Here is a 14,358-nt window from a genome sequence, read left to right as displayed (position 1 = left end):
GGTCAAACCCGCCAGGCAGGCAGTTCCCAGTTGCGCCACAGCGCCATGAGACGCAGGCCTGCGGTCACGGCGACGCAGGCCACCAGCGCCACCCAGCCCGGCGCGTCAAGCAGCCCAAGCCCGGCGTAAATCCAGCCGCCGGCAAATGCGCAGACCGCATACGGCCGGTGGTCACGAAAGGCCGTGGGCACTTCATTGCAGACCACATCGCGCAGCACGCCGCCGAACACGCCGGTCGTCACGCCCATCAGCACGGCGACCAGTATCGGCATCTGCTCATTGAGCGCCAGGTGAACGCCGGTGGCGGTGAACAGGCCCAGCCCCAGCGCATCGGGCCACTGGATCGCTTTCTCGGTCACTTCGAAATGCCGCTGGCGCATGAACAGCATCACCAGCACGCATAGCGCCATCACGCCCCAGAGCAGCTCGACATGCTGGACCCAGAAAAACGGCCGCCGGTCCAGCAGCAGGTCGCGCAGCGTGCCGCCGCCGAAGGCCGTCACACAGGCCACCACGCAAACCCCGACGGCGTCCAGCCGTTTGCGCGCCGCTTCGAGCAGGCCCGACAAGGCAAAGGCGGCCGTGCCGGCCAGCTCGACCAGCAGGCGCAGCGTTTCTCCCCAGGATTGAATGTCAGCAAGCATGCGGCTATTGTCATCGCTGCCTGCGGCTGCGGCCCGGCGGGTAACATGGCGCACTTTGTTGTGTCCCCTCCAGCCTGGCTACGCGACGGGGGCCAGAAAGACTTGCCGCCGTGGACTTTCCGCTGATCACCGACCCCTTCTTTTACGCCGTGGCCATTCCTGCCGTGCTGCTGCTGGGCATCAGCAAAAGCGGTTTCGGCGCCGGCTTTGGCTCGCTGGCCGTGCCGATGATTGCGCTGGCCGTCACGGTGCCGCAGGCAGCGGCGATTTTGATGCCGCTGCTCCTCCTCATGGACCTGCTCGGCATCGCTGCATTCCGCAAGGATTTCGACTTCCAGTTTTTGAAGTTCCTCGTGCCCTTTGGCCTGCTGGGAACGGTGGCGGGCGCGCTCTTGTTCCGGGTGCTCGATGCCCGCACGGTCGCGGCCATCGTCGGCGGCTTCACGCTGCTGTTTTTGGCGCAGCGCCTGCTGTTTGCTCCCCGGCCCGACAGCCCGCCGCCGCCCAAATGGCTGGGCGCGCTGCTGACCGTGACCTCGGGTTTCACCAGCTTCGTCGCCCACGCGGGCGGCCCGCCGATCAGCGCCTACGTCATTCCGTTGCGGCTCAGTCCGGTCAAATACACCGCCACCATGGCGTTTTTCTTTTTCGTGATCAACCTGTCCAAGTGGATTCCCTACGCCTGGCTCGGCCTGCTTGACCTGCGCAACATGGCGACTTCGCTGGTGTTGCTGCCGCTGGCGCCGGTGGGCGTGTGGATCGGCGTGCGCCTGGCCAGAACCATCAGCCCGCTGTGGTTTTACCGCTTTCTTTATGGCGGCATGTTTTTGACGGGCGTCAAGCTGCTGTGGGACGGGGTGGCCTGAGTGCTATTGAAATGATAGCTGCTTGTGCATATCAGTCGTGCGAAATGCGGATTTTTCTTATGCAGATACTGATTTATTGCATCGTCTGCACACGCCAGTGCCATGAAGCCTAAAATGGTTTGAACCATGCAAGCACAGCGTATCACCATCGCATTGATTGACCACTCGGCCGGTTTTGAAACCAGTCCCGATCGGGTGCGCTTGTCCGATCTGGCCGATTTTTCCACCGACGTCGCTGCATTTTTCAGGGGCGATGGAAAAGAGGTCGATACCAAAACGCTGGAAGTTGCCATTCGCAAGGGTTCGTTGGCGATTGAATCCATGCCGCTTTCGGCTGCCCCCCGTTTGTTCGGCGATTTAAGCGCTTTGCTGGTCACTGAGTTGCTGGACGGCGTGGATGCCAAACGCCGTGAAGTGATGGAGCGCTGGCAACGCGCAGCCCGCCAGACGCGCCAGCTTGCCTATCGCATCACGGCATCTTTCCTAGAGCGGCCGATCCTGATCGATTCGGAGTCAGACTATCACTCCGACGATGCCGACCAGTGGGTGCAGGTGGAGCGCTACATTCGCGGCGAAATTCAGGACCTTGGCGGCGCGACCAAGGCCAATGCCCATGTGAAGCTGCCTGACGGGCGCACCCTGAAGGTGACAACCGAGCGCAATGTCCTGAAAGATGACACGGTGAATCGTCTCTACAAGGTGGCCATGCTGCGTATCAAGGCCGACTACAACGTGGTGACGCGTGATTTGCGCAACGCCCGGCTGGTCGAGTTCGTGGAATACGCGCCCAAGGTGGATGAGGACGAATTGGCGCGCCTGATGCGCCGGGGCGCCACGGCCTGGAAGGATGTGCCCGACGCCACAGCCTGGGTCGATGAACTGCGCGGAGGCACGCATTGAACAGCGTGCTGCTGGACACCAGCTTCCTGATCACCTTTAGCGACCCCACGCGTGCCAACCATGCGGCAGCCGTCCAGTATTACCGGGAATGTGTGCAGCGGCAGGTGCCTATGTATCTGTCCACGATTGTGATTTCGGAGTTCCAGGTCAAGCAGGCCATCAACGACTTGCCTTTGCGTAACTTCGTGGTGCTGCCATTCAATGTGGATCACGCCATGCTGTGCGGCGTGATCATTCGAAAGATGGCGCGTGACCCGGAAGACGACCGGGTGCGGGTCAAGGATGACTTCAAACTTTTGGCGCAGTGTGAGTGTGAACTCATCAGCCATTTGATCAGCGAAGATGCCAGCACTCTTGCCAAGTACCTTGATCGCGCTTGCGTGACGGGTTTGGCCACGACAAGGACGGTGCTGTTGCGAGACGGCTTCGATGCCGCGTGGTTCGAGAACGGTCAGGCACGTCTGCTGCCCTGAGTCGCAACTTCTTGTTGCTACTAAAGAAGTAGCTGCTTGCGCCCGCCTATATTGCGCAAAAGCCTTATTTCATCACTATGTCAGTCCTGCGAACCCTTGGCTTGCTGCGCCAGCTGCTCGCGCTCCTGCTTCATCTGCGCCTCTAACTGCAGCCGTCCCTGCCGGGCCACGGCAATCACTTTTTCGCGGTCGTTGCGGTGCGGGTACATGCGCTCGAACAGCTCCAGGTTGTGCTGGCGAAAGCGCCCGGCGGCTTGCTGCGCTAGCTCTTGCGACTGGCCCAGCAGTTCCAGCACAGTGCGGGCGCTGCGCAGGCTGGACTCGAACAGTTCGCGCTCGACGCGCATCACGCCCCGGTCGCGCAGCGCGTTCCAGTGCGTCACATCGCGGGCTCTGGCGACGATCTGCAGTTGCGGAAAGTTCTCGCGCACCACATCGACGATTTTCAGCGACTGCTCCACGTCATCGACCGACAGCACCAGAATCTTCGCCTGCGCCGCGCCCGCCGTGCGCAGCAAATCGAGCCGCGTGGCGTCGCCGTAGAACACGCGGTAGCCAAAGGCGCGCACGGTTTCAATCAGATCTGCGTCGTGGTCGAGCACGGTGGCCGAAATGCCTTGCGCCAGCAGCATGCGTCCGACGATCTGGCCATAGCGGCCGAAGCCGGCAATGATGACTGGCGCTTCCTGCGGCTCCGAGATTTCTTCCAGCGTCGATTTCTTGCCGTTGGCATAGCGCGGCAAGACCAGCTTGTCGATGGCCACCAGCAGCAGCGGGCTGATGAGCATGGACAGCGCCACCGCGCCGATCAGTAGCGATGCGGTTTCCGGCGAGAACACGCTGGCGCCGGCGGCCGCCTGGAACACCACGAAGGCAAATTCGCCGCCCTGCGCCAGCAGCAGCGCAAACACCGGCCGCTCCTGGTAGGGCAGCTTCATGGCATAGGCCAGGCCGTAAATCGCCAGCAGCTTGAGGCCCAGAAAGCCTGCCAGGATGGCCAGCATCTGTCCCGGAAATTTCCACAGCACGCCAAAGTCGATGCTCATACCCACGGCGATGAAGAACAGGCCCAGCAGCAGCGCCTTGAACGGCTCGATGTCGGTTTCCAGTTCGCGCCGGTATTCGCTTTCAGCCAGCAGCACACCGGCCAGGAAAGCGCCCAGCGCCATCGACAGCCCGACCAGCTGCATCAAGGCGGCAATGCCGACCACCAGCAGCAGCGACGCGGCGGTGAAGATTTCGGGCGTGCCGCTGTTGGCGATCCAGCGCAGCACCGGCCGCAGCAGCAGCCGGCCGCCGAGGATGATGCTGGCAATCGCTGCTACTATTTTTATAGCTTCAAGTGCACGGCTGGTCTGCGCAACCGCCTCATTTTCTCCTCCAATGGCGCCCAGCAGCGGGAGCAGCGCCAGAATCGGGATGGCCGCCACGTCCTGGAACAGCAAAATCGAAAAACCGGCCTGGCCGCTGGAGGTGCGCATCAGGTTGCGCTCGTTGATCGATTGCAGCGCAATCGCCGTCGATGACAGCGCCAGGCCGAGTCCGGCCACCAGCGCGGTCGTCCAGTGGATACCAAACGCCATCGCCATGCCGGTCAGCAATCCAGCACAGCTCAGCAGCTGGGCGCTGCCCCAGCCGAAGATCGGCCGGCGCAGGCTCCACAGGCGCCTGGGTTCGAGTTCCAGGCCGATCAGGAACAGCATCAGCACCACGCCGAACTCGGCAAAGTGAAGGATGTCCTGCACGTTGGTGACCAGGCCCAGCCCCCACGGCCCGATGGCGATGCCGGCGGCCAGGTAGCCGATGATCGAGCCCAGGCCGAGCTTTTTGGCCAGCGGCACGGCGACCACGGCGGCGGCCAGATAGATGAAGCTGTTGATCAGCCAGGCGGGGGCGTGGGTCATGAAGGTATCCAGAGCGTCGTTGCGTGGGTGAACCATAGCGGAAAAGCAGCGTGGCGCTGGCTGTTGCGCTTCGCCGGCGCTAACCCATGTCACCGATTCGACAGGCGGGTCGCTGTTTTTGCCAGCCGGCCGCTAAAGTCGGGCCATGAAAACCTTTCAAACCCTGTCCGAACTGGCCGCCTGCGCTGGCCAGGAAGTCGCCGTCAGCGACTGGATCACCATCACCCAGGCGCGGGTCAAGCTGTTTGCCGACGCCACCGGCGACCACCAGTGGATTCATGTCGATCCTGAAAAAGCCGCCAGCGGGCCGTTTGGCGCAACGATTGCGCACGGCTTCCTGACGCTGTCGCTGCTGCCGGTGTTTTTTGACGCCTCGTTCGAGATCACCGGCTCCCGGATGGGTGTGAATTACGGCCTGAACAAGGTGCGTTTCATGGCGCCCGTGCCGGTCGGAAGCCGGCTTCGCGGCCGCATGAAGCTGCTGGACGCCACGCCCATCGACAACGGCGGCATGCAGATGACGTGGGAAGTCACGGTAGAGCGCGAAGGCTCGGCCAAGCCGGTGTGCGTGGCCGAATCGCTGGTGCGGCATTACCCGTAGCGCCCGTTCGCCGGTTTCGCTTCAACCCGCCAGCGCCGCACCGCCAAAAGCGTTCTGCCGCCACGCCTCGAACACAGTGACGGCCACGGTGTTGGACAGGTTCAGGCTGCGCTGACCGGGCAGCATCGGCACCTTCAGGCGCTGGGTCAAGGCAAACGATTCCCGCACTTCGGGCGCCAGACCCTTGGTTTCCGAGCCGAACACCAGCCAGTCGCCGGGCAAAAAGCGCGCTTCGTACATGCTTCCCGCGCCCTGCGTCGTCAGGGCGAACAGCCGGTCGGCCGGCGGCTGCTGGCTGGCCAGAAACGCCGGCCAGCTGGCATGGCGCAGCACCTGGGCGTACTCGTGGTAGTCGAGTCCTGCGCGCCGCATGTGCTTGTCGTCCATCGAAAAACCGAGCGGCTCGACCAGGTGCAGGCGGCAGCCGGTGTTGGCCGCCAGGCGAATCACATTGCCGGTGTTGGGCGGAATCTCGGGCTCGACCAGGACGATATTGAACATGTTTGGCAGATGTTGGGAAGAAGCCGCGCCGCGCTTTGTCGGCGTGCAGCAAGGAATGAAGCGGCGATTCTAGGCGGGCGCCGTGCGCGCCAGCACCACGGCGGTGATGTGCGCCGCGCCCGCACCCTGCAAGGCCTGCGCCGCCGCGAACAGCGATGCGCCGCTGGTCATCACGTCATCGACCAGCACCACGCGCCGGCCGTCCAGCGCGGGAGCGCGCAGCGGATCGACCTGGAAAGCGCCCCGGACGTTGGCCAGCCGGGCTTCGCGCCTGAGCTGGCTTTGCGGGCGCGTGTGCTTCAGGCGCAGCAGCAGCCGGGCATCAGCTTGCCCACGGGTTCGGGATTGGCGGGCCAGGGCGCTGGCCAGTTCCCACGCCTGGTTGAAGCCGCGCGTCTGCAGCCGCTCGGCCGACAGCGGCAGGGGAATGAGCCAGTCCTGCGCGTCCAGTTCGTCCAGTGCCTGCGCCACGCCCGGCGTTTTGAGCAGCAGGCTGGCAAAAAAACCGGCCCAGCCGTGCTGCTCGCCAAACTTGTAGCGGGTGATCAGGGCCGACCACGGGTAGGCATAAGGCACGGCGGCCAGTGTGCTGTCCAGCGGCGGGCGCTGGCGCATGCACTCGGCGCAATGCCGGGGGCCGGTGCCGCGCAGGCCCATGGACAAATCAGCCGGCAAGGGCAGGGCGCAACTGAAGCAGCGCGGCTCCCATGGCCTGAACCGCGCCAGGCACGGCTGGCAGACCTGCTCTGCGGGCCAGCTATGGCAAACGGCGCACTGGCTGGCCAAACCGGGCAGCCGGGACAGGAGTGGGGGAAGCGTCAGCAGGCGGGAAAACACCGTGTCAATATACTCGCCTGACCTTGTGCAACCATTACCTTTCATGACCACCACCTCGCGTCCGCCCACGCTCGATCCGAACGCCGTCAGCCGCTGGCAGCGCATTGCGCCCCTGGCTTCACCCTGGCTGCATGAAGAAGTGGCCAGCCGCATGCAGGACCGGCTGCAGTGGATCAAGCTCAAGCCGCAGGCCTGGGCGGACTGGGGCGCCTTGCGCGGTGGTATGCAAGCACATGCCCAACTGGCTAAAACCTATCCCGATTCAGCATGTTTTGTTGCCGAAACGCAGGAAGGACGGGCACAGGCAGCTTCCAAAATAATAGCAAAGCCCTGGTGGAACCCCAGCCAGTGGCGGGCCGCGCCCGTGCGTTTCGAGATGCCGCCGCCGGCCAGCGTCGATATGCTTTGGGCCAACATGGCGCTGCACGAATCCGCCGACCCGCAAGCCCTGCTGGCCCAGTGGCATCAGGCCCTGAAGGTCGATGGATTTTTGATGTTTTCATGCCTGGGGCCGGATACCGCCAGGGAATTGCGTGCGCTGTATGCCCGCCTGGGCTGGCCGCCGGCAGGCCATGAGCTGACCGACATGCATGACTGGGGCGACATGCTGGTGCAGACCGGTTTTGCCGAACCGGTGATGGACATGGAGCGCATCACGCTGACGTATGAAACGCCGGCCCGCCTGTTGCAGGAACTGGCCGAGCTGGGCCGCAACTTTCATCCGGCGCGCTTTCCCGGCTTGCGGGGCCGGGCCTGGAAAGCGCGGCTGGAGCAGGAACTGGCGGCGCAGCTGACCGGCAGCGACGGCCGGCTGTCGCTGACGTTTGAAGTCATTTATGGGCATGCCCTGAAGGCCAAGCCAAAATTCAAGGTGAGCCCGCTCAGTGCCGTGTCGGTCGAAGACATGCGCCGCATGCTGCAGGGCAGTGCCGGCCCTGCGGGTTGAGGTGTCTGCCCATGGGGATGGAAACATTTTGAATCATCGTTTTTTTGAAATGTTGGCAGTTTCCCTAGAGAGGAATTTGCTGGTTTCTGTTTAAATCCATGGTGATTTGGCGAGAAACCTGCTTTTTTCTTGTTACGCCGCATGCCGTTTTCCTGAGGGTCGTCACATGTTGCAGTCATCCACGGCATTTCAATTTGCCACCTTGTCGGCACCCGATGCCAATCCCCTGGGTGCGGTCGTGCTCTGGCGGCTCAAGCGCCACAGTTGGCTTTCGCCAGCGCAGCTTGGATGGTTTTATGTGTCCTTGTGCCTGGCCTGCCTGGGAATTGCCGCATTGTTGTGGTCGCAGAATGCTTCCGCGGTCATGACTTTTGTCCTGCTGGCAGTGGGCGCGGCGTTTGTCGTGTATTCCCGTCATGCCGGAGACGCGGAAAAAATCGTGCTGCATGGCGGGCAACTGGTGATCGAACTGGAAACCGCAGGCCGCACGCAGCGGGCAGCGTTCAATCGGGAATGGGTCCGCATCGAACCCAAGGATGGCGACGGCTCGCTGATCGAGGTCTCGGGCCAGGGCCGGTCGGTGCGGGTAGGCCGTCATGTGCGGCCCGAACTGCGGCCGCTGCTGGCTCGCGAAATCCGGTTTGCGTTGCGGACATGCTGACTCAAAAGCGGCTTGTCTTTACCTGGTTTTGGATTCTGGAGTTTTGACCTGCGGCAAACTTTATAATCATTGGTGAATTCAATCGGTAATTGAAGCAGAAAAAAAGTGATCACGATGAACCTGAGCAACACCATGAGCAAATTGACACGGCTTGGCTTACAGCATGCAGGCACCATCGGGGTCTTTGCGGCGGCCTGGCTAAGCACGGCCGCTTACGCTGTCAATGATCTGGCTGGCGGGCCGGCGGTCAATCAGCTCAACCTGCATCCGGCAGCCACCCGCATTGCCGAAGAGCAGCACTGGCTGCACTGGTTCATGATGATCATCTGCGTCTTGATCTTCGTGGCCGTCTTCGGCGTGATGTTTTATTCCATCCTGAAGCACCGCAAGTCGCTCGGCCACAAGGCGGCCAACTTTCATGAATCCACCGTCGTGGAAATCGCCTGGACGATTGTTCCTTTTGTCATCGTGATCGGCATGGCGCTGCCTGCCACCAAGGTGCTGGTCGCCCAGAAAGACACGACCGGCGCCGACCTGACGATCAAGGCCACCGGCATCCAGTGGAAATGGGGCTACGACTACATCAAGGGCGAGGGCGAAGGCATCGGTTTTGTCTCGACCCTCGACAACGACCAGCGCCTGATGTCCAACAATGGCGGCCCCAAGGCCGGTGAAACAGCGCCTGACAATTACCTGCTCAAGGTGGACAACCCGCTGGTGGTTCCGGTCAACAAGAAAATCCGCATCATCACCACGGCCAACGACGTGATCCATGCTTTTGCCGTGCCGGCTTTCGGCATCAAGCAGGATGCGATTCCCGGTTTTGTGCGCGACACCTGGTTCAAGGCTGAAAAAGTCGGCGACTTCTACGGCCAGTGCCAGGAACTCTGCGGCAAGGAACACGCCTACATGCCCATCCATGTGAAGGTGGTTTCCGCCCAGGATTACAGCGCATGGGTTGCCGTCAAGGCCAAGGAAGCCGCCGCCAAGGCCGATGATCCGGCGAAAGTCTGGACGCTGGTGGACCTCAAGGCCCGTGGCGAAAAAGTCTATGCCGCCAACTGCGCCGCCTGCCATCAGGCCAACGGCAAGGGCGCCGGTCCGATCAAGCCGCTGGACGGCTCGGCCATCGTGCTGGACAAAGATCATGGCAAGCAAATCCATACCGTCCTCAATGGTGCCGCCGCAGGAGCCATGCCGTCGTGGAAAGCCTTGAGCGACACCGATCTGGCAGCGGTCATCAGCTACACCAAGAACAACTGGTCCAACCAGACCGGCCAGATCGTTCAGCCTGCCGAGATTTTGGCTGCACGCAAGTAAGCTCCGACACCGCAAACTACCCAGCCGCCGACCCGACCCGTCGGCAGCCCCGAAGATAAAAGCTACAGGCCCAAGCCACCAAAGGAAGCCAAGATGAGTGCAGTTCTAGACCATCCCGATCACGCGCATGATGCCCACGATCACCATGCCCCGACGGGCTGGCGTCGCTGGGTGTTTGCCACCAACCATAAAGACATTGGCACGCTTTACCTGCTGTTCAGCTTCACGATGCTGATGTTCGGCGGCGTCCTGGCGCTGCTGATCCGGGCCGAACTCTTCCAGCCGGGCTTGCAGCTCGTCAATCCCGAGCTGTTCAACCAGCTCACCACCATGCACGGCCTGATCATGGTGTTCGGCGCCATCATGCCGGCGTTTGTCGGGTTTGCGAACTGGATGATCCCGCTGCAGATTGGCGCCTCGGACATGGCGTTTGCGCGCATGAACAACTTCAGCTTCTGGCTGATGATTCCGGCCGCGCTGATGCTGAGCACTTCCTTCCTGCTGCCGGGCGGCGCCATGGCTGGTGGCTGGACGATGTATGCCCCGCTGTCGCTGCAGATGGGCCCCGCGATGGACGCCGGTATTTTTGCCATGCACATCCTGGGCGCTTCGTCGATCATGGGTTCGATCAACATCATCGTCACGATTTTGAACATGCGCGCGCCGGGCATGACGCTGATGAAAATGCCGATGTTCTGCTGGACCTGGCTGATCACGGCCTACCTGCTGATCGCTGTGATGCCGGTGCTCGCCGGCGCCATCACCATGACGCTGACCGACCGCCACTTCGGCACGACGTTCTTCAACCCCGGCGGCGGCGGCGACCCGGTGATGTTCCAGCACATCTTCTGGTTCTTCGGCCACCCCGAGGTGTACATCATGATTTTGCCGGCCTTCGGCATCATCAGCCAGATCATTCCGGCCTTCTCGCGCAAGCGCCTGTTCGGCTATGCCTCGATGGTGTATGCCACCGGCTCGATTGCGATTCTGAGCTTCGTGGTCTGGGCGCACCACATGTTCACCACCGGCATGCCGGTCACCGGCCAGCTGTTCTTCATGTACTCGACGATGCTGATCGCCGTGCCGACCGGCGTGAAGGTGTTCAACTGGATCGCCACGATGTGGAAGGGCTCGATGACGTTTGAAACGCCGATGCTGTTCGCCGTCGGTTTCATCTTCGTGTTCACCATTGGCGGCCTGACCGGCGTGATTCTGGCGGTCGCGCCGATTGACATCCAGCTGCAGGACACCTACTACGTGGTGGCCCACTTCCACTACGTGCTGGTGGCCGGTTCCCTCTATGCCATGTTTGCCGGTTATTACTACTGGAGCCCCAAGTGGACCGGCGTGATGTACAGCGAACGGCGTGGCCAGATCCACTTCTGGTGGTCGCTGATTTCCTTCAACGTGACATTTTTCCCGATGCACTTCCTGGGCCTGGCCGGCATGCCGCGCCGCTATGCCGATTACCCGATGCAGTTTGCCGACTTCAACGCGATTGCCAGCGTGGGCGCCTTCTTCTTCGGTTTTGCACAGGTGTATTTCTTCTTCTTCGTCGTGCTGCCGGCCATGCGCGGCAAGGGCGTGCCTGCCAAGCAGAACCCCTGGCTGGACGAGGGCGGCAAGGGCGCCGAGGGCCTCGAATGGGAAGTGCCATCGCCAGCGCCGTTCCATACCTTTGAAACACCGCCCAAGCTCGATGCCACGGCAACCCGCGTGATCGCTTGAGCCCGATGCCGGCCGCCATGAAACCCGATCAGAAAAAAAACAACCTGCGCCTGGCCCTGATCCTGGCGTCGGTGGCCGCAGTTTTCTTTTTCGGTTTCATGGCCAAGATGATTTTTCTGGGCCATTGAGCCCGACGAATCTTCACACCTCACAGAATCCTGATGCTCAAGCGCGAAAACTTCAAGATGCTCGGCAAGCTGGGCGTCATCGTGCTTGGCATGTTCTGCTTTGGCTACGCGCTGGTGCCGATTTACAAGGCGATCTGCGAGATGACGGGCATCAATGTGCTGGCCCTGGGCGACCGGCAGATTCCTGGCGCCACGGCCACGCTGCCGGCCAACACGCAGGTTGACCGCAGCCGCACCATCACGGTGGAGTTTGATGCCAATTCGCGCGGCCCCTGGCATTTCAAGCCTGCGCAAAGTTCTGTTCAAGTGCATCCAGGCGAATTGACGACGGTGATGTACGAATTCCAGAATGTCCAGAACCGCACCATGTCGGCCCAGGCCATCCCCAGTTATGCGCCAGCGCAGGCCGGGCCGCACTTCAACAAGCTGGAGTGTTTCTGCTTCAGCCAGTACACGCTCGCCCCAGGCGAGAAAAAGCAGTGGCCGGTCGCCTTCGTGATTGATCCGAAGCTGTCCAGGGATGTGAAGACGATCACGCTGTCCTACACTTTTTTTGAAGTGGGTGGCAAGACGCCGGCCGCGCCGGACACCTCCAGAGCGGCAGGTGCGTGAGGATGGCCGCAACGCCGCCCCGCAAACCTTCCCTCTGGCGAACCGTCAAGGCCATCGCCTGGTCGTTCGTCGGTTTGCGGTCCCGGGGCGACTATGAAGAAGATGTCAAGAACTTGAGTCCGCTGCACATCATTGTTGTCGGGCTGGTAGGTGTTTTTGTATTTGTGGCAGTTTTGGTGCTGCTGGTGAACTGGGCGGTTGCGCGCTAGTCACCACGGTTTCATTCAAAGATCAGTAAAAAAATTCGAGAGAAAAACAGGAGTCGAGCGATGTCAGCAGCAATCCACGGGGCAACCCCTTATTATTTTGTGCCCGGCCCTTCGCGGCACCCGGTCATGGCCGCTATCGGCTTGTTTTTTGTGATTCTGGGCGCCAGCCAGTGGGTCAATGGCGCCGGCTGGGGCGCCTGGTCGCTGGCCTTTGGCATGCTGTTCTGGCTCGGCACGCTGTTCCAGTGGTTCCGTGACTCGATTGCCGAAAGCGAAGGCGGCCTGTATGGCCACAGGGTTGACCTGTCCTACCGCTGGAGCATGAGCTGGTTCATTTTTTCAGAAGTCATGTTTTTCGGCGCGTTTTTCACCGCCCTGTGGTGGGCGCGCTCGCATTCGCTGCCAGCGCTCGGGAGTCTGGACAATGCCTTACTCTGGCCTGATTTCAAGGCGGTCTGGCCCAGCCTGGCTGCCGGGGTGACCGGGTCGCCGGCCGACATCATCGAGCCGTTCACGACCATGACGCCGTTCTGGCTGCCGACCATCAACACGGCCCTGCTGCTCAGCTCGGGCGTGACCCTGACGATTGCCCACCATGCCCTGCGCGAAAACCACCGGGGCCGCACCATTGCCTTCATGTGGATGACGGTGCTGCTGGGCATCACGTTTTTGACGGTGCAAGGCTATGAATACTTCCATGCCTATTCCGAACTCAACCTGAAGCTGACCTCGGGTGTGTATGGCTCGACGTTTTACATGCTGACGGGTTTTCACGGCTTTCATGTGCTGATCGGCATGCTGATGCTGCTGGTCATCACGCTGCGCCTGCAAAAAGGCCATTTCACCGCCGACAAGCATTTTGGCTTTGAAGGCGCGGCCTGGTACTGGCACTTTGTGGACGTGGTGTGGCTGGGTCTTTACATCACGGTTTACTGGCTATAAGGTGGGTGGGCCAGGGCTCGCCGCCCGGCCTGCAGACTGTTCAACAAAAGGCCGCTTGACGCGGTCTTTTTTATTTACTTCTTCGATTATTTGCCAACCGGAATTCCCGTCGGTTGTATGTAGCCCATCTTCCACGCAATCAAAATGCAGACAAACAGCAACACCGAAAAACCGACGCGAAACGCCAGCGCGCGCGCCATGTTGCTGGTTTTTTGTTTGCCGTCGGTGCCGTCCTTCATCATGAAGAACAGCGCCGCTCCCAGGCTGGCAAGAATGGCAATGAATGCCAGTGCAACAAGATAAGTCATGAAGCTGATTATCTGTCCATGACTTTCGCCCTGAATTCACGCCGTTTCTGGCTGCTCACGCTGGCTGCCATGCTGGTGGCGGGAGCTACCTTTTCGCTGGGCCAGTGGCAACTTCGCCGTGCCGCGCAGAAAGAAGCCGTCCAGGCCGCGATTGAGGCAAAGAATAGCCTTTCTGCGCTTGATGAACGTGCATTGGTAGCTACTAAAAACATAGCAAATGAAATTTACAGGCGAGCCGTGCTTCAAGGCGTCTGGCAAGCAGCGCACACGGTTTACCTCGACAACCGCCCGATGAACGGACGCACCGGATTCTGGGTGCTGACGCCGCTGGCGCTGCAGGGTACCGGCCAGGTGATTCTGGTGCAGCGTGGCTGGATTCCGCGCAATTTTGCCGACCGTACCCAATTGCCTGAAGTAGCCACACCGGCCGGACGGGTCACGGTCGAGGGCCGGATTGCCCCGCCGCCTTCCAAGCTTTACGAGTTCAAGGGTGTGGACACAGGTCCAATCCGGCAAAATCTCGATCTGGCCGCTTTTCGGCTGGAGACAGGTCTGCCTCTGCTGGAAGAAGTTTCGCTGCTGCAAACCGGCGCGCCCAGCGAAGGCTTGCTGCGCGAATGGGCTGCTCCCAATCTGGGGGTGGACAAACACCATGGTTACGCCTTTCAATGGTTTGGCTTGTGCGGTCTGGTCGTCCTGCTGTATGTCTGGTTTCAAGTGATTCTTCCTTTTCGTGCTTCCTTGCGTGCCCAGCGCCGCGACTAACCGCCCCAAGTAC

At 61.3% G+C, this 14,358-nt stretch carries 18 protein-coding genes; 13 read left to right on the top strand and 5 right to left on the bottom strand.

Annotated features, from left to right (window positions below):
- Window positions 1-2: 2 nt before the first annotated feature.
- Window positions 3-644: a trimeric intracellular cation channel family protein gene (locus ABLV49_RS16545; RefSeq protein ID WP_349278124.1), complete on the bottom strand. Its 642-nt coding sequence runs from the start codon at window positions 642-644 to the stop codon at window positions 3-5.
- Window positions 645-754: 110 nt separating this feature from the next.
- Between ABLV49_RS16545 and ABLV49_RS16540 the strand changes: the two genes are divergently transcribed.
- The 3 genes from ABLV49_RS16540 to ABLV49_RS16530 all read left to right on the top strand — a co-directional run bounded on the left by ABLV49_RS16540 (window position 755) and on the right by ABLV49_RS16530 (window position 2,883).
- Window positions 755-1,510, top strand: coding sequence for a sulfite exporter TauE/SafE family protein (locus tag ABLV49_RS16540; protein ID WP_349278122.1), 756 nt, complete (start codon window positions 755-757; stop codon window positions 1,508-1,510).
- 126 nt (window positions 1,511-1,636) lie between these two features.
- Window positions 1,637-2,410 carry a hypothetical protein gene (locus ABLV49_RS16535; RefSeq protein WP_349278120.1) on the top strand — a complete coding sequence of 258 codons (774 nt, stop codon included), beginning with the start codon at window positions 1,637-1,639 and terminating at the stop codon, window positions 2,408-2,410.
- On the top strand, window positions 2,407-2,883 hold the full coding sequence (locus tag ABLV49_RS16530) for a type II toxin-antitoxin system VapC family toxin (protein WP_349278118.1): 477 nt from the start codon (window positions 2,407-2,409) through the stop codon (window positions 2,881-2,883). Before ABLV49_RS16535 ends, ABLV49_RS16530 begins: the two co-directional genes overlap by 4 nt.
- A gap of 80 nt (window positions 2,884-2,963) precedes the next feature.
- Here the strand turns inward: ABLV49_RS16530 and kefC are convergent, their stop codons facing one another.
- The gene (kefC, locus tag ABLV49_RS16525; protein ID WP_349278117.1) at window positions 2,964-4,787 is read right to left on the bottom strand and encodes a glutathione-regulated potassium-efflux system protein KefC; all 1,824 of its coding nucleotides are present in this window, start codon (window positions 4,785-4,787) and stop codon (window positions 2,964-2,966) included.
- Between the two features lie 145 nt (window positions 4,788-4,932).
- Between kefC and ABLV49_RS16520 the strand changes: the two genes are divergently transcribed.
- Window positions 4,933-5,388 carry a MaoC family dehydratase gene (locus ABLV49_RS16520; protein ID WP_349278115.1) on the top strand — a complete coding sequence of 152 codons (456 nt, stop codon included), beginning with the start codon at window positions 4,933-4,935 and terminating at the stop codon, window positions 5,386-5,388.
- Window positions 5,389-5,409: 21 nt separating this feature from the next.
- Here ABLV49_RS16520 and ABLV49_RS16515 read toward each other — a convergent pair whose 3' ends face one another.
- Window positions 5,410-5,889: a tRNA (cytidine(34)-2'-O)-methyltransferase gene (locus ABLV49_RS16515; protein WP_349278113.1), complete on the bottom strand. Its 480-nt coding sequence runs from the start codon at window positions 5,887-5,889 to the stop codon at window positions 5,410-5,412.
- Between the two features lie 69 nt (window positions 5,890-5,958).
- Window positions 5,959-6,726, bottom strand: a complete 768-nt coding sequence (locus ABLV49_RS16510) for a ComF family protein (protein WP_349278111.1) — start codon at window positions 6,724-6,726, stop codon at window positions 5,959-5,961.
- 43 nt (window positions 6,727-6,769) lie between these two features.
- Here ABLV49_RS16510 and ABLV49_RS16505 point away from each other — a divergent pair, with 43 nt between their 5' ends.
- From ABLV49_RS16505 to ABLV49_RS16470, 8 genes are all read left to right on the top strand, one after another.
- The gene (locus ABLV49_RS16505) at window positions 6,770-7,672 is read left to right on the top strand and encodes a methyltransferase domain-containing protein (RefSeq protein WP_349278109.1); all 903 of its coding nucleotides are present in this window, start codon (window positions 6,770-6,772) and stop codon (window positions 7,670-7,672) included.
- Window positions 7,673-7,838: 166 nt separating this feature from the next.
- A complete protein-coding gene (locus ABLV49_RS16500) occupies window positions 7,839-8,333 on the top strand; it encodes a DUF2244 domain-containing protein (RefSeq protein WP_349278107.1) in 495 nt (164 codons plus the stop codon).
- Between the two features lie 132 nt (window positions 8,334-8,465).
- Window positions 8,466-9,653, top strand: a complete 1,188-nt coding sequence (coxB, locus tag ABLV49_RS16495; protein ID WP_349278106.1) for a cytochrome c oxidase subunit II — start codon at window positions 8,466-8,468, stop codon at window positions 9,651-9,653.
- Window positions 9,654-9,746: 93 nt separating this feature from the next.
- Window positions 9,747-11,381: a cytochrome c oxidase subunit I gene (gene ctaD / locus ABLV49_RS16490; RefSeq protein WP_011800290.1), complete on the top strand. Its 1,635-nt coding sequence runs from the start codon at window positions 9,747-9,749 to the stop codon at window positions 11,379-11,381.
- Window positions 11,382-11,398: 17 nt separating this feature from the next.
- Window positions 11,399-11,509: a cytochrome oxidase small assembly protein gene (locus ABLV49_RS16485; protein ID WP_232290752.1), complete on the top strand. Its 111-nt coding sequence runs from the start codon at window positions 11,399-11,401 to the stop codon at window positions 11,507-11,509.
- A gap of 30 nt (window positions 11,510-11,539) precedes the next feature.
- Window positions 11,540-12,121, top strand: a complete 582-nt coding sequence (locus ABLV49_RS16480; RefSeq protein WP_349281758.1) for a cytochrome c oxidase assembly protein — start codon at window positions 11,540-11,542, stop codon at window positions 12,119-12,121.
- 2 nt (window positions 12,122-12,123) lie between these two features.
- Complete coding sequence (locus ABLV49_RS16475; protein WP_041376517.1) at window positions 12,124-12,330, top strand: DUF2970 domain-containing protein; 207 nt, start codon at window positions 12,124-12,126, stop codon at window positions 12,328-12,330.
- A gap of 60 nt (window positions 12,331-12,390) precedes the next feature.
- Window positions 12,391-13,272, top strand: coding sequence for a cytochrome c oxidase subunit 3 (locus ABLV49_RS16470; RefSeq protein ID WP_349278103.1), 882 nt, complete (start codon window positions 12,391-12,393; stop codon window positions 13,270-13,272).
- Between the two features lie 86 nt (window positions 13,273-13,358).
- On the opposite strand, the gene ABLV49_RS16465 is transcribed toward ABLV49_RS16470, so the two are convergent.
- On the bottom strand, window positions 13,359-13,580 hold the full coding sequence (locus ABLV49_RS16465) for a twin transmembrane helix small protein (RefSeq protein ID WP_011800294.1): 222 nt from the start codon (window positions 13,578-13,580) through the stop codon (window positions 13,359-13,361).
- Between the two features lie 18 nt (window positions 13,581-13,598).
- Here ABLV49_RS16465 and ABLV49_RS16460 point away from each other — a divergent pair, with 18 nt between their 5' ends.
- Window positions 13,599-14,345 carry an SURF1 family protein gene (locus ABLV49_RS16460; RefSeq protein WP_349278101.1) on the top strand — a complete coding sequence of 249 codons (747 nt, stop codon included), beginning with the start codon at window positions 13,599-13,601 and terminating at the stop codon, window positions 14,343-14,345.
- Window positions 14,346-14,358: the final 13 nt, after the last annotated feature.

The sequence above is a fragment of the Polaromonas hydrogenivorans genome (genome assembly GCF_040105105.1).
GTDB classification, from domain to species: domain Bacteria; phylum Pseudomonadota; class Gammaproteobacteria; order Burkholderiales; family Burkholderiaceae_C; genus Polaromonas; species Polaromonas hydrogenivorans.
The sequence above is the reverse complement of the archived record's forward strand: the minus strand, read 5'-3'. Positions and strand labels throughout refer to the sequence as shown.

What these genes read in the sequence shown, in the direction of transcription:
- kefC (WP_349278117.1), bottom strand. Translation starts at nt 4,787, where the DNA reads ATGACCCACGCCCCCGCCTGGCTGATCAACAGCTTCATCTATCTGGCC.
- ctaD (WP_011800290.1), top strand. Translation starts at nt 9,747, where the DNA reads ATGAGTGCAGTTCTAGACCATCCCGATCACGCGCATGATGCCCACGAT.
- ABLV49_RS16465 (WP_011800294.1), bottom strand. Translation starts at nt 13,580, where the DNA reads ATGACTTATCTTGTTGCACTGGCATTCATTGCCATTCTTGCCAGCCTG.
- ABLV49_RS16470 (WP_349278103.1), top strand. Translation starts at nt 12,391, where the DNA reads ATGTCAGCAGCAATCCACGGGGCAACCCCTTATTATTTTGTGCCCGGC.
- ABLV49_RS16520 (WP_349278115.1), top strand. Translation starts at nt 4,933, where the DNA reads ATGAAAACCTTTCAAACCCTGTCCGAACTGGCCGCCTGCGCTGGCCAG.
- ABLV49_RS16535 (WP_349278120.1), top strand. Translation starts at nt 1,637, where the DNA reads ATGCAAGCACAGCGTATCACCATCGCATTGATTGACCACTCGGCCGGT.
- ABLV49_RS16460 (WP_349278101.1), top strand. Translation starts at nt 13,599, where the DNA reads ATGACTTTCGCCCTGAATTCACGCCGTTTCTGGCTGCTCACGCTGGCT.
- ABLV49_RS16545 (WP_349278124.1), bottom strand. Translation starts at nt 644, where the DNA reads ATGCTTGCTGACATTCAATCCTGGGGAGAAACGCTGCGCCTGCTGGTC.
- coxB (WP_349278106.1), top strand. Translation starts at nt 8,466, where the DNA reads ATGAGCAAATTGACACGGCTTGGCTTACAGCATGCAGGCACCATCGGG.
- ABLV49_RS16500 (WP_349278107.1), top strand. Translation starts at nt 7,839, where the DNA reads ATGTTGCAGTCATCCACGGCATTTCAATTTGCCACCTTGTCGGCACCC.
- ABLV49_RS16485 (WP_232290752.1), top strand. Translation starts at nt 11,399, where the DNA reads ATGAAACCCGATCAGAAAAAAAACAACCTGCGCCTGGCCCTGATCCTG.
- ABLV49_RS16515 (WP_349278113.1), bottom strand. Translation starts at nt 5,889, where the DNA reads ATGTTCAATATCGTCCTGGTCGAGCCCGAGATTCCGCCCAACACCGGC.
- ABLV49_RS16505 (WP_349278109.1), top strand. Translation starts at nt 6,770, where the DNA reads ATGACCACCACCTCGCGTCCGCCCACGCTCGATCCGAACGCCGTCAGC.
- ABLV49_RS16475 (WP_041376517.1), top strand. Translation starts at nt 12,124, where the DNA reads ATGGCCGCAACGCCGCCCCGCAAACCTTCCCTCTGGCGAACCGTCAAG.